Source organism: Vibrio sp., assembly GCF_984391705.1.
The window spans coordinates 24,957-43,734 of the sequence record NZ_CFHWOM010000005.1 but is presented as its reverse complement, the minus strand read 5'-3'; the positions used below and the strand labels follow the sequence as shown (position 1 = coordinate 43,734).

Genomic DNA, 18,778 nt, shown 5'->3' with positions numbered 1-18,778 from the left:
TCGTGAAAGTTATCAATTTGACTATTTCATCTTGTTATTCCGTCAAAGTGACAGTTATCTACGACGAATTGATGGCTGCCTAACTGACCACTATTAAGTAAGCTGTAGTCATGACGCTAAGGAAGGAATGCAATGAGCGAACTCAAAAAGGAAATTACCTTAATATCAGGCATTGGCCAGCTTTCAACAACATTACTAGGTACTGGGCTATTTATGGTACCCGCTATCGCTGCGGGAATTGCTGGACACTTTTCATTATGGGCGTGGTTGCTACTCTTTATCGCAATCTGCCCAATAGCACTGACTTTTGCTCAATTGGGAAAACGTTACCCTAATGCCGGTGGAACCGCATATTTTGTCCGCCAAGCTTTTGATAAGAAACTAGAAAAAAGTGTCGCATGGTTATTTGTTAGCGTCATTCCTGTAGGCGTCCCTGCTGCGATTGCTTTAGCAGCAGGCTTTTTACAACAGTTGCTCCCCGAGGCCATTAACTCGTCGATGGTCGCGCAATCTTTAACGGTCTTGTTGCTCGTCATGGTCAATCTTGCAGGAACCAAGTCCTCTGGACGACTCCAAACGGCGATTGCGTTAAGTATTTTTGCCTTAGTTGGAGCGTTTTGGTGGCAAGGTGATGTGCAGGCTAGCGATCTTTCCATGCCGACTCTCACCAGTGACTCTATGTGGAGTATTGGTGCCGCACTGGGCGTCATGTTTTGGTGTTTCGTAGGAATTGAGGCGTTCGCACATATGGGAGAGGAATTTAAAAATCCTCAACGTGACTTTCCCATCGCAATCCTGATCGGCTGTTTCGTGGCGGGAGCCACTTACTGGGCTTGCTCGGTGGTCATTCTGAAGCATCAGGCTTATGGTTCAGCCGCTTTTGACAGTGCATCGATTCCTTGGTTATCCGAGCAACTGTTCGGACAAAATTTCAAACTGCTTATTAGTGCCCTTGGCTTTGCCGCCTGCTTTGCCAGCGTGAACCTCTACACCCAAAGTTTGTCTCGCATGGTTTGGGCTCAAGCTAGAGAGTATCGGCCAAAGAGCGCATTAGCGAGACTCTCTCTTCGCGGCGTCCCCGCCAATGCGACACTCGTAATAGCAGTTGTATTACTAGTCTCATGCTTAATTGGAGAGTTATCTGGCCTAGACTTAGAGTTCTTTTTAAAACTTGCAAACGGCATATTTGTACTCGTTTATCTTCTAGCGATGTTAGCCGCGTATAAGTTACTTTCTGGACCAAGTCGATGGCTAGCGGGGTTTTCTCTAATATTGTGTGTTGTTGTCTTCATCTGCCTGAGCTGGTCAATGCTTTACGCTCTGTCAGTTTTCGCCTTACTCTCGTTGCCCTGGAGCAAATGGTTAGGCAGCAGGTCAAGCAGTATCGAGCAGCCTTAATCTAACAGTGAGCCAAATATCTTTGCTAGTTCAGCGATGTTTGGCTCTATTTTCTCTTTCGCTACATTACCAAAACCAAGCACAATACCACTCCAGTCACGTGTTATACCTTGCTTCACGGCGCTGTCTTCATAGTAATTCAGCGCTCTTAACACCAAACCTTTGTTTTTTGCTCGTTGCACAAAGTCATCTTCATTTACAGAGTTCCGCCACTTCAAAGTTACATGCAATCCAGCGGCTTGGCTGACCACTTCCACACAGTCGCCAAAGTAGCGCTCCACAGATTGGCAAGTAAGCTGATGTTTCTCTTGGTACAAACGGCGCATTTTACGTATGTGACGTAACAAATCACCTTCGCGAATAAAATCTGCCAACGCTTCTTGAGTGTGAGCAGGGGTATCTCCCCCCGTGGCATCCTTAACGGCCAAACAAGGCTCGACTAGAGACTCAGGTACAACTAAGTAACCCAACCGCAAACCATTGAACATCACTTTACTGAAAGAGCCAACATAAATGACACGCTCTGAACCACCAATGTCACTCGCCAGTCCTTGTAGGCTCGTATAGGGGCGGTGCGCGAACTGAAACTCGCTATCATAGTCATCTTCAATAATCCACCGCTTACCTTCGACCGCCCATCGAATCAACGTCAGCCTCTGTTCGGTATTCAAAGTCGTCCCCATCGGGTACTGGTTACTTGGCGTGATATAAAGCGCTTTAGCCTTGCTTGATAATACCTCTTGTACATCAAAACCATCTCGCTCTTTGACCATCAACGGCTTAACATTTACGTCCCTTAAGCTAAGTACCTTGCTCATTTGCGCGTAGCCAGGTTGCTCCATTAGCAAAGAATCATTGCGTTGCAAAATCACGCTACTCGCAATATATAGTGCTTGCTGTGCACCAGAGGTAATAATGATTCGTTGTGGCGTACAAGAAACACTTCGGCTGCTCGCTAAGTAATCAGCAAGCGCGGTTCGTAGAGCCAAGCTTCCTTGTACATCTTGGCTTCCCAATAAACTTACTCGCCCTGAGTGGCGCTGTAAAAAACGCTGCCACTTTTCAATAGGAAACTGCGCTAAATCAGGTATGCCCGGTGAAAAAGGTTGGTTAAGAAGTTGCGGCGGCGATGCAGTTATGGGAGTTGGTTTATTTTTGGGGCCAACCTCATTTGTATTTAAGTAGTACTCTGGTAAGTCAACAGAGACAAAGAATCCCGCACCAGGTCGACTCTCTAGATAACCTTCCGCAACTAACTGTTCATAGGCAGCAATAACCGTATTGCGACTGATTGATAGCTCTCCCGCCAGCTTTCGAGTAGAGGGTAACTTTCCCCCTAAAGGCCAAAGTAGGCGAATAATTTTGTTTCTGATGGCATGAAATAACTGCTCTTGAAGTGAGCAATTATCGAGCTCAAGCGTTAAGTCTCCGACGTCGATAGGTGTCAAACTGGATCCATCCATATGTATAAACTGGCCCTAATAAAAGTACCACTATAACGATACCTTGTAACCATTCAGTCAATAAGAATGGAAGCTAAGCAATGCTATCGACAACAAAGAGAAGTGAAATCAACAAAGCACAACATAAAGCCGTCTTTGACCCTGAGAAGCTCAACGCCATTATCGACGAGTCTCTTATCGCGCACATTGCTATCGGGTCCGAAAGTGGTCCCGTCGTCATTCCAATGCTTGCGTGGCGAGTCGACAATCACGTCTATATTCACGGCGCAAACAACAGCAGGCTAATGCGAAGTCTCAGTAAAGGCGAACAGACCTGTCTCACCTTTACTTTGTTTGATGGTTGGGTACTTGCTCGCTCAGCGTTTCATCATAGCGCCCATTATCGCTCCGCAGTCGTATTTGGCGGCTTTGAACGAGTTGAAGACAAAGACGAAAAAAATAGGGTGCTTAACTATTTTGTGGAGCACATCGCTCCAGGAAGAACCCAAGAGGTCAGGCTAAGCAGTGATAAGGAGCTAGCAGCCACCATGGTGCTCAAACTGCCTTTAAGTGAAGCATCTGTAAAAATCAGTAACTTTGGCGTTAACGATGACAAAACAGACTTAGATCGCCCAGTCTGGGCTGGAGTGTTACCTTATCGAACCGTTGTTGGTCCACTAGAGCCCGTCGAAGCTTCAACTCACCTCGAAGAACCCGATTACAGCAAAGCTTATGGGGATCGTTGGCACAACTCATAACTTGTGATGTTCACTAAAATGTATCGTGGAAATGCTGAAGATACTGCTTTGGCGTCAAGCCACGATGCTTTTTAAACATTCGGTTAAAACTGGCACAGTTCTGATAACCCAAACGCTGAGCGACCTCTTCCACTGGGACTCCTTTACTTAAAAGGTTCGCCGCTGAATTGGTCAACACATATCCCATAACAGTAGTAAAGTTCATACCAAACGCGTGTAACTTACGCTGAAATTGTTGCGTTGATAAACCCAATAAGCCTGATACTCGCTCTAACGTCGGTAACCCATAGTGGCAACTGTAGTTGATCACTTCATAGATCACTTTAACTTCGTCATCAGGCTCAGGCATATTAAGAAACTCATCCAAATCGGAAAAATTCATCGCTAACCGGCGCTGAGAAAACTGAGTTTTTTGCTGTGTCGCGAGACGCAGATCCGAGTGGAACCATATCTCCGTTTTAGAGTGACTCCATTCGACATTGCATCCGAAGTAATCTTCGTATTTGGTGATGTTTTTCCTTGTACCTGAAACGAGCACTCGCATCGGGCTAAACTCTTCGCCTAAGTAAGTGCGTAGGATCTTAGTCATGAATACCGCCACTCTGATACTATCGTGGACTTTACACTGCGGCTCTACATAAGGGTTATGGTAAACCCACTTTAAGATCGAGCCACTCTGTGCGCCTGACAAATACGCGCCAGACTGAAGTGAACTAAGACCATAGTTAATTCGGCGAAACGTCGATGCCAAATCGTAGCCGGACAAAAACCAACGTGAAATAGCGCCAAGTTTGTCTAAGTCGATCTCACGGCTTAACTCGAGTACAACATCGGGATTACCAGAGCACTTTTCCAACTGCTCATACCAACGGTTGACTTCCGAAAGGGGCAACAACGTCATCGAGTTTTCCAGTGCACTTTCTGGGATATGAAGCGCCCCTTCCTCAATGGAATATCGATGTCTTGCTAAGTTGTGCAATTGTTTAATACCCAACGCACGAATAAATCGCACTCTAACCATACTGATTACATCATAATTAAATAAGTTTTGATTCAATCTGTCACAAAATATCGAAGTTAGCAAATCTTGATCACAATTACTGTCACTTAGAAAACTTGGAGACCTAGATGAGTCTATTAAGCGTCCCTTTTGTTGGCACTGGTGCCGATACCGCGCTGCACGTCGTCGCTGCCATCGTGTTAGTAGGTACTGTCGGAGCTGCGATATACGGTTTCTGGCGATTCCACGAACTTCCGATTAATAAAGCGCACAGTAAAGATCACCATCAGATTGGGCTAATCACAGCACTCACATGGATAGGATTTATTTGGCATTGGGTATGGGTTGTCGCCGTTATTCTTGCCTTCGTCGATATGGAAAAAGCCATCGTTAACCTACGTGACACTTGGCGTCACGCGCCAAAACACGAACCAAAGCAAGAGGAAGCGTAATGTTAGAAGGCTTAGCTGTATGGGCATTGTTCATCTATCTACTTCGTTTAGTGGGGATGCCTTGGAACAAATTCACTCAAGGATTTGCGTATCTAGGTGGGGCGTCATGGTTAATGTTTGTTTGGGTTGGCTTAATAAACTTTACGCCCATGGATCTCTCTGGTGGTTCTGTCGTACAGTCTCCACACATACAACTTCGTCCAGACTCAGCCAATGTCACCGGTAAAGTGGACAAGATTTATATCGAGCCAAATCAACAGGTCACTAAAGGCCAATTAATCTATCAACTCGATGATACCCAGTACCAAATAGCCTATAACCAAGCGAAAGTTAGCGAAGAAGCAGCGCTTGTGGCAATGGACGTCGCACAAGAAGATATAGCAATCGCTCAAGCAACTTACGCTTCAATGCAACAAGATCTGGCAACGACCGAAAGCCAACTCGCAATGGCAAAGGTAGATTACGATCTACAAAAGAAAATGCTCAAACGCTACCAAGATCAAAACCGTGTGGTTAAAAACACCATTACAGATAGTGACATCGACAAGCAAGAAACTACAGTTGCAAAAGCCAAACTTAATATTGAAACGATCAAATCGCAGTTAAAAACCAAGCAGGTGGAAGCTGACAAAGCAAAGCTTTCGATCAGTAAATCTGAACTTGCAGTTAAGAGTAAACAAGCTGATTGGCAAAAAGCGAAAGAGCAATTAGCCAAAGCGCAATGGGACCTAGACAGTACCAAGGTTTACGCGCCAGCCGATGGTTTTGTGACTAACTTTATTTTGCGTGAAGGTCAGCGCGTTTCTATGATGCCTCGCCTGCAAATGTATACCGAAGAAAAGTACGTCTTAATGCGCGTAAATCATCAAGCAATTCGAAATGTAAAACCTGGACAAGCAGCCGAATTTGCCTCTTCCGTCTATCCTGGAAAAATCTTCACCGCAGAAGTCGAGGGAATTGTAGAAGGTACCGGAGAAGCGCAAAGCAACTTACTCGGATTAGACCAATCCGTACGTAAAACGACGGGGCAAAACCTACAAAACAAACACCACTTTGTACGCCTTAAAATCCAAGAGCCAGAAGGCTATGATATTCCTGTGGGTTCGGTGGGGCTAGCATGGGTCAGCGGTGAAAAGCCGATCAGTTTTATGGCATTTCTAGATGTTATTCGCGGCATAATAATTAGAATGAAGTCCCAACTTTACTTCTTCTATTCTATTTAACTTCAATAAGTTAGAAGTCATTTCATTAAAACAACCGCTTCCAAGTAGAAGCGGTTTTCTTTTCAATTGTGTTCAATTTCTCACTTTTCCCGTATAAATAATTTTAACTGTGGTAAACGCCACATTACGGGAGAAAATCATGCCGACGAAGGAACGAAGCCTTCCTACTCACCGCGTCTCTAGGTTCAGCAAATTTGCTTCACTGGCGACTCGCGTTGCGGGCAACGTCATCGCTGAAGGAACAAAACAACTAGCTCAAGGAAATAAACCCAAAGCTCGTGAACTCTTGATGACCCCCAAAAACATTAGCCGTCTAACGCAACAACTCGCACACCTTAGGGGCGCTGCAATGAAGATGGGCCAAATGTTGTCGATGGATGCCGGGGATATTTTAGAACCCGAACTCGCGGATATTCTGGCGCGATTACGCTCTAATGCCGATCCAATGCCAGCGAAACAGCTAAATCAAGTGATGGTGGATGCACTTGGTGAACAATGGAAAACAAAGTTTTTAGCATTCAACTTTAAGCCGATAGCCAGTGCTTCCATCGGGCAGGTACACCATGCATACAGTGATGACGGACGAAGTCTAGCAATGAAAGTCCAATACCCAGGTGTCCGAAAAAGTATTGATAGTGACGTCGACAATGTCGGCTCACTATTGAAAATCGTAGGTCTAGTTCCAGATTCAGTCGACTACAAAGGATTACTGGAAGAAGCAAAACTGCAACTGCATGATGAGGCCGATTACCTTAGAGAGGCTCAATTTGCTACTCGTTATCACCAGGCTCTAAGGAATTCAGAGCAGTTCGTGGTACCTGAAATATACGAAGAACTGAGCTCGGACACTGTATTGGCAATGGAGTTTATTGAGGGAGAACCAATCGAAGCCATTGTTGAGTGCGAACAAGAGGTACGAAACTCCGTCATGTCGAGCCTAATAACTTTGCTATTCAAAGAGCTTTTTGAATTAAAGATGGTGCAAACGGATCCTAACTTCGCAAACTATCTTTTTTTACCAGAAACCCTACAAATAGGTTTATTAGACTTTGGCGCTACTCGTAACTTTAGCGAAGCATTCAGCTCTGGCTACCGGAAAGCGTTTCGAGCGGTTTTAGATGGTGACGACGGGGCCCTCAATAGTGCCCTCGAACAAATTGGTTTTTTCAGCCAAGACATTTTGGAAGAGCAACGCCTAGCAATTCTAAATTTGGTCAAAATGGCCTGTGAGCCAATGCTCGTCGATGAAGAATACGATTTTAGTAGTAGTTCATTAGCTCTGCGCCTTCGAGAAGCAGGAACAGTTCTTAGTATGGAACAAAACTACTGGCACTCCCCTCCAGCAGATGCTTTCTTCCTACACCGTAAAATTGGAGGGATGTATCTCCTTGCAGCCCGAATCGGTGCAAAAATCAACATTCATCGACTTGCTAAGCCTTATCTTGACACTAAGCCACGTTAGGGGGATTGTTTTTCTGTCACTTTCAAGTACCTTGATGTTCAGTTAATTTGACCATACTGATTGTCGGGGTGCTCAGTGAGCCAATTCCAAGACCTCTCCATATTAATTGAACAAATTGTTCAAGCCGAAGATAACGATCAAGTTACGATTCTTAACGACTCCATAGAGCTTGGTTTAGAACCAGGTTCCGTCGCATTGATACTAGAAGCGTTTCCAATCGACGAGCGTGTTCGTTTATGGCGTAGCTTACCCCTTGAACTGCATATTGAAGTCCTAACTGAGTCGCGTTCTGAAGTTCGACATTCAATCATTGATGAATTGTCTGAAACTGAGCTAAAACTCACCCTTGCTAAACTCGATAACCTTTCTTTGATTGAATGGGCGGATTCGCTTCCAGAAGAGATCATCAACGAAGCCCTCCAGCTAATCGAAAAAGATGAGTTAGAGCTGTATGACCAAGCGAACGAATATGAAGATGACGAGTTAGGCCGCTGGGCTGAGCGTAAAGTAGTAACGCTACCATTTAACATTTCGGTCGAAAAAGCCAAAGTTCTCATGGAGCGTCATAGTTATGACGCCCCCCAGCAAATCTACTTAATCAACAAACGTAAACAGTTTCGCGGCGTTGTAAGTTATATTGATCTGCTTCGCGCTTCACCAAGCGACCGCTTAAGAAGCCTGACTGTTGAGAATACAGTTACATTGAACGCCAAGCTCACGCTTGCGGAGAGTATTGAAGCGTTAGAGCACTCTTCTCTAGCGGCCATGCCTGTGACAGATGATGAACAACTGTTGGTCGGTGAAGTGGATTGGCAATTTGCACTCAGTACGCAACGAGAGATCTACGAGACTCGCTTGATGGCGGGTACTGGTATGGATGAAGGCGATGACCTATTTGCGCCGATTCTAAAAAGCTCGCAAAAGCGAGGGGTGTGGCTTGGGATAAACCTAATGACGGCGATTCTAGCTTCTGTCACGATTGGTCTATTCGAAGATGTTATTGCTCAAGTGGTTGCTCTCGCAGTACTGATGCCGATTGTTGCCTCAATGGGTGGTATTGCAGGAAGTCAGACTCTGACCCTAATGATTCGTGCTATGGCATTAAACCAGATCACTTCAGGTAACCGCTGGGCTCTACTCAAGAACGAGATCGGCATTGGCTCAATAAACGGCTTACTCTGGGCTGTTATTATAGGTGCGATTGCTGGGCTTTGGTTCCAATCCATGATTTTGGGGGCCACAATCGCTTTGGCGATCATCGTAAATATTATTACTGCCGCATTATTTGGCGTGCTCATTCCAATAGCCCTAGATAAGTTTAAGCTCGACCCTGCATTGGCCGGCTCGGTAGTTCTAACTACAGTAACAGATGTCGTCGGTTTCTTTGCTTTCTTAGGCACCGCTAGTTTGGTTATGTTATAGCGTTATTGATATCAATTATATCATTAGCAAATGTATGGGAATTCGCATTTTGCATTTTCAATTTGCAAAAATCATAAGCTAAATCAGCGAAAATCGACCAAAAATAACGCAATTAGGCGCTATTAAAGTTGGCACATATACTGCAATAGTATTCATGACCCTTATTAAGCCGAGGGTCACCTAGCCAACTGACGTTGTTAGTGAACCATTTTGTTCACAGATATATCGGCCAATCTCAAGTATTGAGGTTGGCCTTTTTTTATCCCTTATCGCCATCGATAAGTTGAACATCTCATTCATTTTTCGTTCATTATCAGTATGACATCCTATTACCTAACACGTTTAGATGAGAGTCACAATGAACCTAAAAACAATCACCCTAGGCCTATTCTCTGCTATTACAGCTTGCCTTGCTCTTTGGAGTCTTCTACCGGCCGAACTTGAACTAGCACGAAAAGTACCCGCATTTTTTGCCACCATTTCAATGTTTTCAATGGCACTAGCGATCTTTCTTAGCTGTCGACCTAAATGGATTGAACGCTTCATTGGCGGTATGGATAAAGCGTACATTTGGCATAAGTGGCTAGGTATTTTTGGTTTACTTGGCGCATCGTTCCATTGGATGCTAGTTCCCGGCCCTGCTGGGAATGGTATTGACCCAATTATCGCAGAAGTCGGTGAAGAAAGTGGGCAATGGGCTATGTATGGCCTACTACTTTTAGGCGGTGTAAGTATGGTTAAACAAATCCCCTACCGCATTTGGTATTACACTCATAAACTTATGGGGCCTATTTTCCTTGTCTCTATCTACCATACGTTTTTCTCAGACGTGCCTTTTGAAGTAGGAACAAAAACCGGCGTTGCGTTAGTCGTTGTGTCGCTTATTGGATGTATAAGCTGGATCTACAAAATGGTATTGAAGCCACGTGGTTATTGCCAATATCGAGTAAGCGAATCCGTGCAACTCGACGATACGATTGAAGTCCATCTCACCCCGATTGAAAAGGGTATCCAATACCAAGCAGGCCAATTCGCGTACTTAGATTTTGGCTATGACAAAATTGAACACTTTCACCCCTTTACGATCGCTTCAGAGCCAAATGAAGACCACTTAACCTTCGTTATTCGTAAACTGGGTCGCCACACAAACGAACTTTATGAAAGAGTTAAGCCAGGTGATATTGTTACTGTTGACGGTGCCTACGGCCAGTTACATGCACGCAAGTCTCTGCAGCAACCTCAAATATGGATCGCAGGCGGAATAGGTATTACACCATTTTTGGCTTGGATTAAGAGTCTTAAAGGTGAACATCCTCCAGTCCACCTCTTTTATGTCGGGCGTGGAAAACTCTACACTCAAATACTCAGTAAGCTTGATCAGTTACTTCCGACCAGCCAAGTAACGCTGTATACCCAAACGGAGATTGGTGAGCTTCTGAACGGAAAATTCATCCGCCAACAGCTACAAAGCGAACTACATAACCATCAAGTTTTCGCATGTGGGCCAAAAAAAATGATGAATGACCTAAAAATACAACTTTTATCACTTGGCCTTCCTGCCACACAATGGCACAACGAAAACTTCGCCATGAGATAACGTTTGCATAAGCTAAAAAAAGAAGTGCTTGCCACTTCTTTTTTTATAGAATGACATATAAATACAATTAAGACTAAAAAAAACAATACCTATAGATATATTCATATTTTCACTCTTAATTTACTCATAGGAAACGATTTCATCGAAAAATACACCGCAAACTAAATTATTGAATTTTAAACATAAAAATACAAAACAAACCAATTAAATCGTTAACCATTAAATTTATCATTGACAGCTTGATTTAGATCACCATAATACCGGCCGTTTACCTGAAATTTACACACAATTTGTATTGATAATCTATTTGCGGAGGTTATAGATGGCTGCGGACAATAACTACAGTCTTGGACCGGTACCGGCAACGGCAAGGAAAGGCGTCGCTTCATTAACAATGGTAATGTTAGGGCTCACTTTCTTCTCTGCAAGTATGTGGACAGGCGGTTCACTTGGCACTGGCCTTTCATTCAATGATTTCTTCCTCGCTGTTCTCATCGGTAACCTAATCCTCGGTATCTACACTTCTTTTCTTGGTTACATCGGCGCTTCTACTGGCCTCTCTACTCACCTTCTTGCTCGTTTTTCTTTTGGTACTAAAGGCTCTTGGCTTCCTTCTGCGCTTCTTGGCGGTACACAAGTTGGCTGGTTTGGGGTTGGCGTTGCGATGTTTGCCATTCCGGTACAAAAAGCAACGGGCATTGATACCAACACATTAATCATCGTCTCTGGCTTACTCATGACCGCGACGGTTTACTTCGGTATCAAAGCGCTAATGATTCTATCGGCGATTGCTGTACCCGCAATTGCAATCTTAGGTAGCTACTCAGTTTCAATGGCGGTTGATAGCATTGGCGGGTTGGAGCAACTACAACTAATTCAGCCAGAGACACCCATGGATTTCTCTGTCGCACTTGCAATGGTAGTAGGTTCATTCGTTAGTGCCGGCACGCTCACTGCTGACTTTGTCCGCTTTGGTAAAAAGCCAGCTGGCGCAGTATTAGTGACTATGGTGGCTTTCTTCATTGGTAACTCTCTGATGTTTATCTTTGGCGCTGCGGGCGCCGCGGCAACCGGTAAAGCTGATATTTCTGACGTAATGATTGCGCAGGGTCTTCTGCTCCCTGCTATCATCGTGCTTGGCTTAAACATCTGGACAACCAACGAAAACGCCCTGTACGCTTCGGGCCTTGGTTTCTCAAACATCACTGGGCGTTCAAGCACAGTAATGTCTATCATTAACGGTATCGTCGGCACTGTCTTCGCGCTGTGGTTATACAATAGCTTTGTAGGCTGGTTGACCTTCCTTTCGACAGCAATCCCACCAATCGGCGGTGTAATCATTGCTGACTTCTTATTGAACCGTAAGCGTTACCAGGACTTCGAAAAAGCGAAATTCCAAACGGTTAACTGGGCAGGTATCATCGCAGTCGCTATAGGTGTTGCGGCAGGTAAATTCATCCCTGGTGTTGTGCCGCTAAACGCAGTATTAGGTGGCGCACTAAGCTATGTTGTACTTAATTCACTACTAAACAAACAAGCGCTGAAATCACAAACAGCGTAAGGAAGCATCATGACAACGCTATTGATCAAAAACGCGACGCTACGCAATCAAGAAGGTCTCAAGCAGATTCTGATTGAAGACGGTCAATTCAAGCAAATTCTCGAAAGCGATGCGGATATTGCTTACCAAGGTAACATTCTTGATGCAGAGGGCGGCCTTGCGGTGGCGCCTTTCTGCGAGCCTCATATCCACTTAGATACCACTCAAACAGCCGGCGAACCAAACTGGAACATCTCTGGTACTTTGTTTGAAGGTATCGAGCGTTGGGCGGAACGTAAAGAGATGCTGTCAATCGAGGATGTAAAAACTCGTGCTAAGCAGACTCTAAAATGGCAAATCGCCAACGGTATTCAACACGTTCGTACTCACGTTGACGTTTCTGATCCAACATTGGTCGCACTTAAAGCAATGATCGAAGTGCGTGAAGAGATGAAAGAGTGGGTCGACATCCAAATCGTTGCATTCCCACAAGAAGGCATTCTTTCTTACCCGAACGGTAAAGAGCTACTAGAAGAAGCAGTGAAGTTAGGCGCAGATGTTATCGGTGCAATCCCTCACTTTGAGTTTACTCGTGAATATGGTGTGGAATCTCTGCACTATGTGTTCGAATTGGCACGCAAATACGATCGCCTGATTGACGTTCACTGTGATGAAATCGATGATGAGCAATCTCGCTTCGTTGAAAATCTGGCTGCACTGGCGCACAAATATGAGATGGGCCATAAAGTAACGGCTAGCCACACAACAGCGATGGGCTCTTACAATAGCGCTTATGCTTCACGTCTATTCCGTCTACTTCGTATGTCTGGCATCAACTTTGTGGCTAACCCACTGGTGAACATTCACCTACAAGGCCGCTTTGACGACTATCCAAAACGCCGTGGTATGACTCGAGTAAAAGAGATGCTAAACGCTGGCATTAACGTTTGTTTCGGCCACGATGATGTGTTTGACCCTTGGTACCCACTAGGCACAGCGAACATGCTGCAAGTTCTGCACATGGGTCTGCATGTTAGCCAAGTGATGGGTTACGACCAAATCAACAACGGTCTAGATCTGATTAGCGATAACTCAGCGCGTACGCTGAACATTCAAGACAAACACGGTATCGAAGCCGGTAAGCCTGGTAGCCTACTGATCCTTCCTGCTGAAAACGGCTTTGATGCTCTGCGCCGCCAAGTGCCTGTGCGTTACTCTGTTCGTCACGGTAAAGTGATTGCAGAAACGCAACCTGCAACAACGCAGATTCATCTTGGTGAGCAAGAGGAAGTGACGTTTAAACGTTAAACAATAAAGGAGGCGTTATGCCTCCTTTTCGTTTGCCAACTGGTTGTTATTATTTACTTAAAGCGGTGTTTTAGAAGCTATACTTCGCGCCCAAACGTAACGTATCTTCACCCGACTCAATCAAGCCGTTTGCATCTTTAACGTCTTTCAAGCCATTAGACATGAACGATATGTAGCTCGATAAGTTACTGTTGAATTTGTAGTAACCAACAACTTCAAAGAAATCTGCTGTATCCACTTTTGTCTTGGCATCCGTATTCTCATCTTCAGCTTGGCCGTAAACCACTTTTGCTGTGATTTGGTCAGTAAACTTGTACGCTACGGCCGCTTCTACTGCAGTGAATTCACTCTTGTAAGGAGCATTCCCAACCTGGTCATTGTCACCAAACGAATAAGTAACTGCGAGGTATAATGCATCCATGGTATAGGCCGCACCAAACAAAGCTGAAGATTGTTGATAATCTTTGGTTAAGTCCGCTTTAGAGTATGCAGCACCAAAGTCTAACCCCATAGGTAAGGAATAAAGAGCAGCCAGTCCAAAACCGTCTGAATCTTTTTCGTCACTCGCGGTAAAAGTGGCTTGTAACTCTAACGCATCAAACTTGCCTCGATACGCAAACGTGCTGTCTTCCTTATCTGAAGCAGCATCAATGTATTGCTGAGTACCAGAGAATTCAGATACGTCTGTTAAATCTGAGATGATCACCGCTGCAGTATCTTGACGCCCCACCGAAAATGCGCCGATGTTTGTTTCAAGACCTGCATACATGTAGCGATTCTTAAAAGTATCTTTACCCGTTCCTTGCTCCGCTTCATAAACAGCAAAGCCTGTTAGGTCGTTAGTCAGCTCCGTTTTGCCTTTCAAGTTAAGTCGGGCACGTGACTTATCTTCCATTGTGCCTTCAACCTCAGCACCACCAGAGCCAATGAAGTCACCACGAAACTCTACTCGCCCCCCGACTTTCAGCTCTGTACCTTCAGAATCATAAACGGTCGCCGCTAACGCCCCACCCGAAACCAAAGCCGATACCATCACCGTCGCTACCACTGTCTTTTTCATCGTTACTTACCCTGTAGATTTAATATGGGCATCTGCCCTAATCAATAACTGAGGGTAGGGTAAAAGCTGAGCGTGACTGTTTGATTGCTAATCAGTGGCACTTTAATGGCAGTTATGTGGAATTCAGATGACAGCACAGGAAAAATTTTAAGCAGAAAAAGAAAACCCCACTAAGCTCTCGCCTAGTGGGGTATAGTCTTACTCGCAGCAATCCGGCTACTAATAGGTGCTCCCTGCATCTATTCCTTGATAGTACGCTGAATCCTTCAGCACTTTCCGTATCATCGCCATCCTAGCGGTGTCCTTGGCAATCCAGCCCGTTAGCTATCCTCGCTAACTCTCATCACTTAATCCTTAAGCGGTGTCCCTGATTCTATCGTCCTGATAGCATTGCCTTAGTCCGTCAAGCGTCCATTGTCTTTCCTTGTGTAACCATCCTAGTTACTAGCGTCCAGCCAATGTCCTTTGCTTTCCATGCCGACCATTCGTCCTGAATAATCGAATCTTCATCCTGAAGATGACCTATCCTTGGGTCTTTCCTGTTCCGTGTCTGCTCCCTGCTGACAAATTAAGATTATGCGAATCACGCTATTTCACAACGATGAATTAAGACAAAAACTCCACGGTAAACACGAACAAAATTCACACATAGCAATTAAAAACAAATACTTACAGAGACACTTTAAAAATATCTCAGTCATAGTTTCTCTGAACGCTCACGCCTTTGTAAGAGATCTCGCACAAAGCAACTAGCTAATTTCCACTGTGCATCTCCCACTACCAAAACCTATCACGTGATTAAGATCACTTAAAATAACGAAATCATGATGAATACATGGAAAACAAAGTGCATTTTACTGGACTAAGCTCATCTAAATTAGGATATTATTAGCAGATCTCTATCACATTTAACGCTATACCTATCCCGGATAGGCTGTCACCTCTAGAGGAAAGACTCAATGATATCGAAATGGGCACAACGCTTTTACCAAATGGCGGAACTTGTTGGCTCTTGGAGTAAAGACCCTTCAACGCAAGTTGGCGCGGTAATTACCAAACAAAACCGTATTGTTTCCGTCGGGTTCAATGGTTATCCACATGGCATTTCAGATAGTGCAATGACAGATGATAGAGAAATGAAATATTTAAAGACTCTGCACGCCGAAGAAAATGCCATCTTATTTGCCAAAAGAGACTTAGATGGTTGTGAAATTTGGGTTACCCACTTCCCTTGTCCAAATTGCGCAGCGAAGATCATTCAAACTGGTATCTCTGCAGTCCATTGTCCGGAACAAACACCAGACTTCTTATCTCGCTGGGGAGATAAAATAAAAGTGAGTCAAGAAATGTTCCTTCAAGCCGGAGTGAAAGTTAACTGGCTGCCGCTAAGCGACTTAGAAGGTGACGTGTAACCTCTCGAAAATATCAAATAGCTGCTTTGATTTATAAGGTTTTGGCAAATATGCATCCATCCCTACGTCGAAGCAGCTTTGAATTTCTTCAGGAAGAACACTCGCCGTCAAAGCAATAATAGGTACTGGCGGATGGTTGTTCTCTTTTTCCCAACATCGGATTTCTTTTGTTGCTGTCAGGCCATCCATAATTGGCATCATGCAATCCATTAGTACTGCACAATATTCCTGTTTACTTTTGACCAAATTAAGCGCTTCTAGGCCGTTACTAGCGATCGTGAACTCAATACCAACTTTACTCAAAAAGAAACTCGCAATCTTCTGATTCATTAAGTTATCTTCAACAATAAGTACCCGTTTAACGCTACCGACATCTGGCTTAGGGGGAGAACTTGCCCGTTGAGCAATGCTAAATCGTGAATCCTTCTGGCATTGACTCAAGATGTTTTCAAAACGCTTACCTAACAATGGTAAACTCACCTGAGTAGACAGCAAAGCCTCCAAATCTGACTCGACATACAAGTGGTGTTGCATGCCAATAATATCTGCAGATGGAAACCTCGCTCTTAGCTCAGACAAATCTTTTCTCGATCGGGTATGGCGGGCCAAACAGTAAACCACGACATCAAACTCATCTTGAAGATCGTATACCTGGGTACAGTTCTCGCATTGAACCAAGCTTAGCCCCAGTCGCTGACACTCGCTGTACGCTAACTGTTGATGGACAGCTTGATTGGATATAAACAAGCCTTTTAACTCATATTGAGTTTGCATTGGGGAGGTTTCTGGCAGTTGAAGTGGGACTGAGAACATAAAACGGCTCCCTTCCCCAGTTCTGGATTCCACACTGATATCTCCCCCCATCAGTTCCACCAGTTGGCTGCAAATCGTTAACCCTAAACCCGTTCCCCCAAATCGACGGGTAATCGTTCCATCTTCCTGGGTAAAAGGTTTAAAAATATCCTGCAGTTTATCTTCCGCAATACCGACCCCAGTATCCGTTACCTCAATACTCAAATGATCACCATCAAGAATAGAGACACGGACCATTACGGAACCGTTAGGGCTGAATTTAATCGCATTGCTAAGCAAATTCATCAGAACCTGCTTAACACGGAATTCATCCATTTCTACATGAACGGGTATCTCACCAGAAAACTCAACTTCTAACGTGACTTCTTGCTTAAGCGCTTGAGCATTCACCATGTTCATCGCTTCGAAGGCCAGCTCTCGGATATTTGCAGTATGAGGAGAGAGAACCAAGTTACCCGATTCAATCTTCGATAAGTCTAATATGTCATTGATTAGGACAAGTAGTGCATGGGAAGAGGCGTCCACATCATTTAGGATTTCTTTCTGGCTCGAACTCAAATGGCTATCGGACAGAATCTCAGTCATGCCGATAATGCCGTTCAACGGAGTTCGAATTTCATGAGACATATTTGCTAAAAAAACGCTTTTCGCTTGGTTAGCCGCTTCTGCATTATTCTTCGCATCGACAAGCTTTAATTCATAAGCTTTCTGGCGCTTAATTGTATAATTGAGCTCATGCGCAAATCGAGTAAACTCGTCATTACCATCAATGGGGATTTGTTCGACATTCTCGCTGTCTCTCATATTACCCATCACACGCAGTATTCGAGAAAGCTTCGAGTTAATTCGATACAGCGTGCTCGCTCCCCAGGCAAACATAACGATAAATACAAATACACCCGCGCCAGCAATTAACCACATTGAGCGCTGACTGGCATCAATAGCCTCTTGCAATTCGTCTTGTAGTTGGCGCGAGAAAATCGTCAGTTGCTTTTCAACTAATTGGTTTCGTAGTTCAACAATACCAACCGACTGTTTAAGTTCTTCCGCTGAAAAACGGTTATATAAAATTTGTTCTTTGACGAAAGCACCTTGTTGGAAGTCTCGGCTTGTAAAGATGGCCAACAGAGCCTCAACCTGCTGTGTATCAGCTCCTAATCCAATGAATTTATCTAAGTAATACTGTTGCCTCTCGCTTATTCGGAAATACTCCGGCGCATATTCAGCGTATGGCCACCCTTCCACTTGAATTTCTTGAACCAACCAAGCTTCTCTCTCCATCCAAAAGTGAAGCCAGCTCAAATCGCTTAAAATAAGGTCCAATTGATGGACTCGATTGTTAGTATGTGTCCCCTCTAAGGAAAGTACATTGGCGTATAAGTCATAGAACACGGTATAAATAAGTCGTCCCAGCTCAACCGTTTCTTCAGGAGAAGCATGCTCAAGCTCAGGGAATAACTGGATTAACTCCTGAATATAACTTTCCGATATATCTTGTTGGTGCTTATGGAGTAGGTCTTCTCGTTTACGCTGTTCATTTATAGAGAGTAATTCTAACGTACCATTCGCCAGAGCGATGGATGTTTGACCACTTTTGCCACGTAAACGCTTAGTTAATGCCGAATAATTATGATGTGAAAACTCCATCAATAAATTGATAGATGAGTTTTTGTCACTGATGAGTTGATAGCTGTGAAGCCGACCCTGAATCTGATTGACTAAGTTGGCACTTAGCAAAATGATGACTATGGTTGGTAATAAACACAGAACTAATAGGCGACTTTTAATCGACATTCTTGTCAAAAGCATTTTGAGTTCAATCCTTGAATCAAATTTGCATTCCAGTTACCAAAGTGTAGAAGAATATTGGAGACTAACCACACTTAAGCAT

The 18,778-nt window shown here is 44.3% G+C and carries 14 protein-coding genes; 10 read left to right on the top strand and 4 right to left on the bottom strand.

The genetic code is table 11. From position 1 onward, the window contains the following. Positions 1-132: 132 nt before the first annotated feature. Complete coding sequence (gene yjeH / locus AC4MRV_RS05705) at positions 133-1,398, top strand: L-methionine/branched-chain amino acid transporter (protein WP_491186464.1); 1,266 nt, start codon at positions 133-135, stop codon at positions 1,396-1,398. Here yjeH and pdxR read toward each other — a convergent pair. Further along, positions 1,395-2,861 carry a MocR-like pyridoxine biosynthesis transcription factor PdxR gene (gene pdxR, locus AC4MRV_RS05700; protein ID WP_491186463.1) on the bottom strand — a complete coding sequence of 489 codons (1,467 nt, stop codon included), beginning with the start codon at positions 2,859-2,861 and terminating at the stop codon, positions 1,395-1,397. The genes yjeH and pdxR overlap by 4 nt on opposite strands. A gap of 80 nt (positions 2,862-2,941) precedes the next feature. Here pdxR and AC4MRV_RS05695 point away from each other — a divergent pair, with 80 nt between their 5' ends. Beyond that, the gene (locus AC4MRV_RS05695) at positions 2,942-3,598 is read left to right on the top strand and encodes a pyridoxamine 5'-phosphate oxidase family protein (RefSeq protein WP_491186462.1); all 657 of its coding nucleotides are present in this window, start codon (positions 2,942-2,944) and stop codon (positions 3,596-3,598) included. 13 nt (positions 3,599-3,611) lie between these two features. On the opposite strand, the gene AC4MRV_RS05690 is transcribed toward AC4MRV_RS05695, so the two are convergent. Beyond that, positions 3,612-4,619, bottom strand: coding sequence for an AraC family transcriptional regulator (locus tag AC4MRV_RS05690; RefSeq protein WP_491186461.1), 1,008 nt, complete (start codon positions 4,617-4,619; stop codon positions 3,612-3,614). Between the two features lie 107 nt (positions 4,620-4,726). On the opposite strand from AC4MRV_RS05690, the gene AC4MRV_RS05685 reads away from it, so the two are divergent. From AC4MRV_RS05685 to AC4MRV_RS05655, 7 genes are all read left to right on the top strand, one after another. Continuing rightward, on the top strand, positions 4,727-5,050 hold the full coding sequence (locus tag AC4MRV_RS05685; protein ID WP_491186460.1) for an MFS transporter: 324 nt from the start codon (positions 4,727-4,729) through the stop codon (positions 5,048-5,050). Continuing rightward, entirely contained in the window at positions 5,050-6,273 is a 1,224-nt protein-coding gene (locus tag AC4MRV_RS05680; RefSeq protein ID WP_491186459.1) for an HlyD family secretion protein, read from the top strand. The genes AC4MRV_RS05685 and AC4MRV_RS05680 overlap by 1 nt, the downstream gene beginning before the upstream one ends. A 139-nt stretch (positions 6,274-6,412) precedes the next feature. After that, the gene (locus AC4MRV_RS05675) at positions 6,413-7,735 is read left to right on the top strand and encodes an ABC1 kinase family protein (RefSeq protein ID WP_491186458.1); all 1,323 of its coding nucleotides are present in this window, start codon (positions 6,413-6,415) and stop codon (positions 7,733-7,735) included. Between the two features lie 75 nt (positions 7,736-7,810). Beyond that, entirely contained in the window at positions 7,811-9,157 is a 1,347-nt protein-coding gene (locus AC4MRV_RS05670) for a magnesium transporter (protein ID WP_491186457.1), read from the top strand. Positions 9,158-9,515: 358 nt separating this feature from the next. Next, positions 9,516-10,754: a ferredoxin reductase family protein gene (locus AC4MRV_RS05665; protein WP_491186456.1), complete on the top strand. Its 1,239-nt coding sequence runs from the start codon at positions 9,516-9,518 to the stop codon at positions 10,752-10,754. Positions 10,755-11,076: 322 nt separating this feature from the next. Beyond that, positions 11,077-12,315, top strand: coding sequence for a cytosine permease (gene codB, locus AC4MRV_RS05660; protein WP_491186455.1), 1,239 nt, complete (start codon positions 11,077-11,079; stop codon positions 12,313-12,315). Positions 12,316-12,324: 9 nt separating this feature from the next. Beyond that, complete coding sequence (locus tag AC4MRV_RS05655; RefSeq protein ID WP_491186454.1) at positions 12,325-13,602, top strand: cytosine deaminase; 1,278 nt, start codon at positions 12,325-12,327, stop codon at positions 13,600-13,602. Positions 13,603-13,672: 70 nt separating this feature from the next. Here AC4MRV_RS05655 and AC4MRV_RS05650 read toward each other — a convergent pair whose 3' ends face one another. Further along, positions 13,673-14,662, bottom strand: coding sequence for a porin (locus AC4MRV_RS05650; protein WP_491186453.1), 990 nt, complete (start codon positions 14,660-14,662; stop codon positions 13,673-13,675). Positions 14,663-15,621: 959 nt separating this feature from the next. Between AC4MRV_RS05650 and AC4MRV_RS05645 the strand changes: the two genes are divergently transcribed. After that, the gene (locus AC4MRV_RS05645; protein ID WP_491186452.1) at positions 15,622-16,074 is read left to right on the top strand and encodes a dCMP deaminase family protein; all 453 of its coding nucleotides are present in this window, start codon (positions 15,622-15,624) and stop codon (positions 16,072-16,074) included. Here the strand turns inward: AC4MRV_RS05645 and AC4MRV_RS05640 are convergent. Next, positions 16,057-18,696, bottom strand: a complete 2,640-nt coding sequence (locus tag AC4MRV_RS05640) for a hybrid sensor histidine kinase/response regulator (RefSeq protein WP_491186451.1) — start codon at positions 18,694-18,696, stop codon at positions 16,057-16,059. The genes AC4MRV_RS05645 and AC4MRV_RS05640 overlap by 18 nt on opposite strands. Positions 18,697-18,778 lie beyond the last annotated feature (82 nt).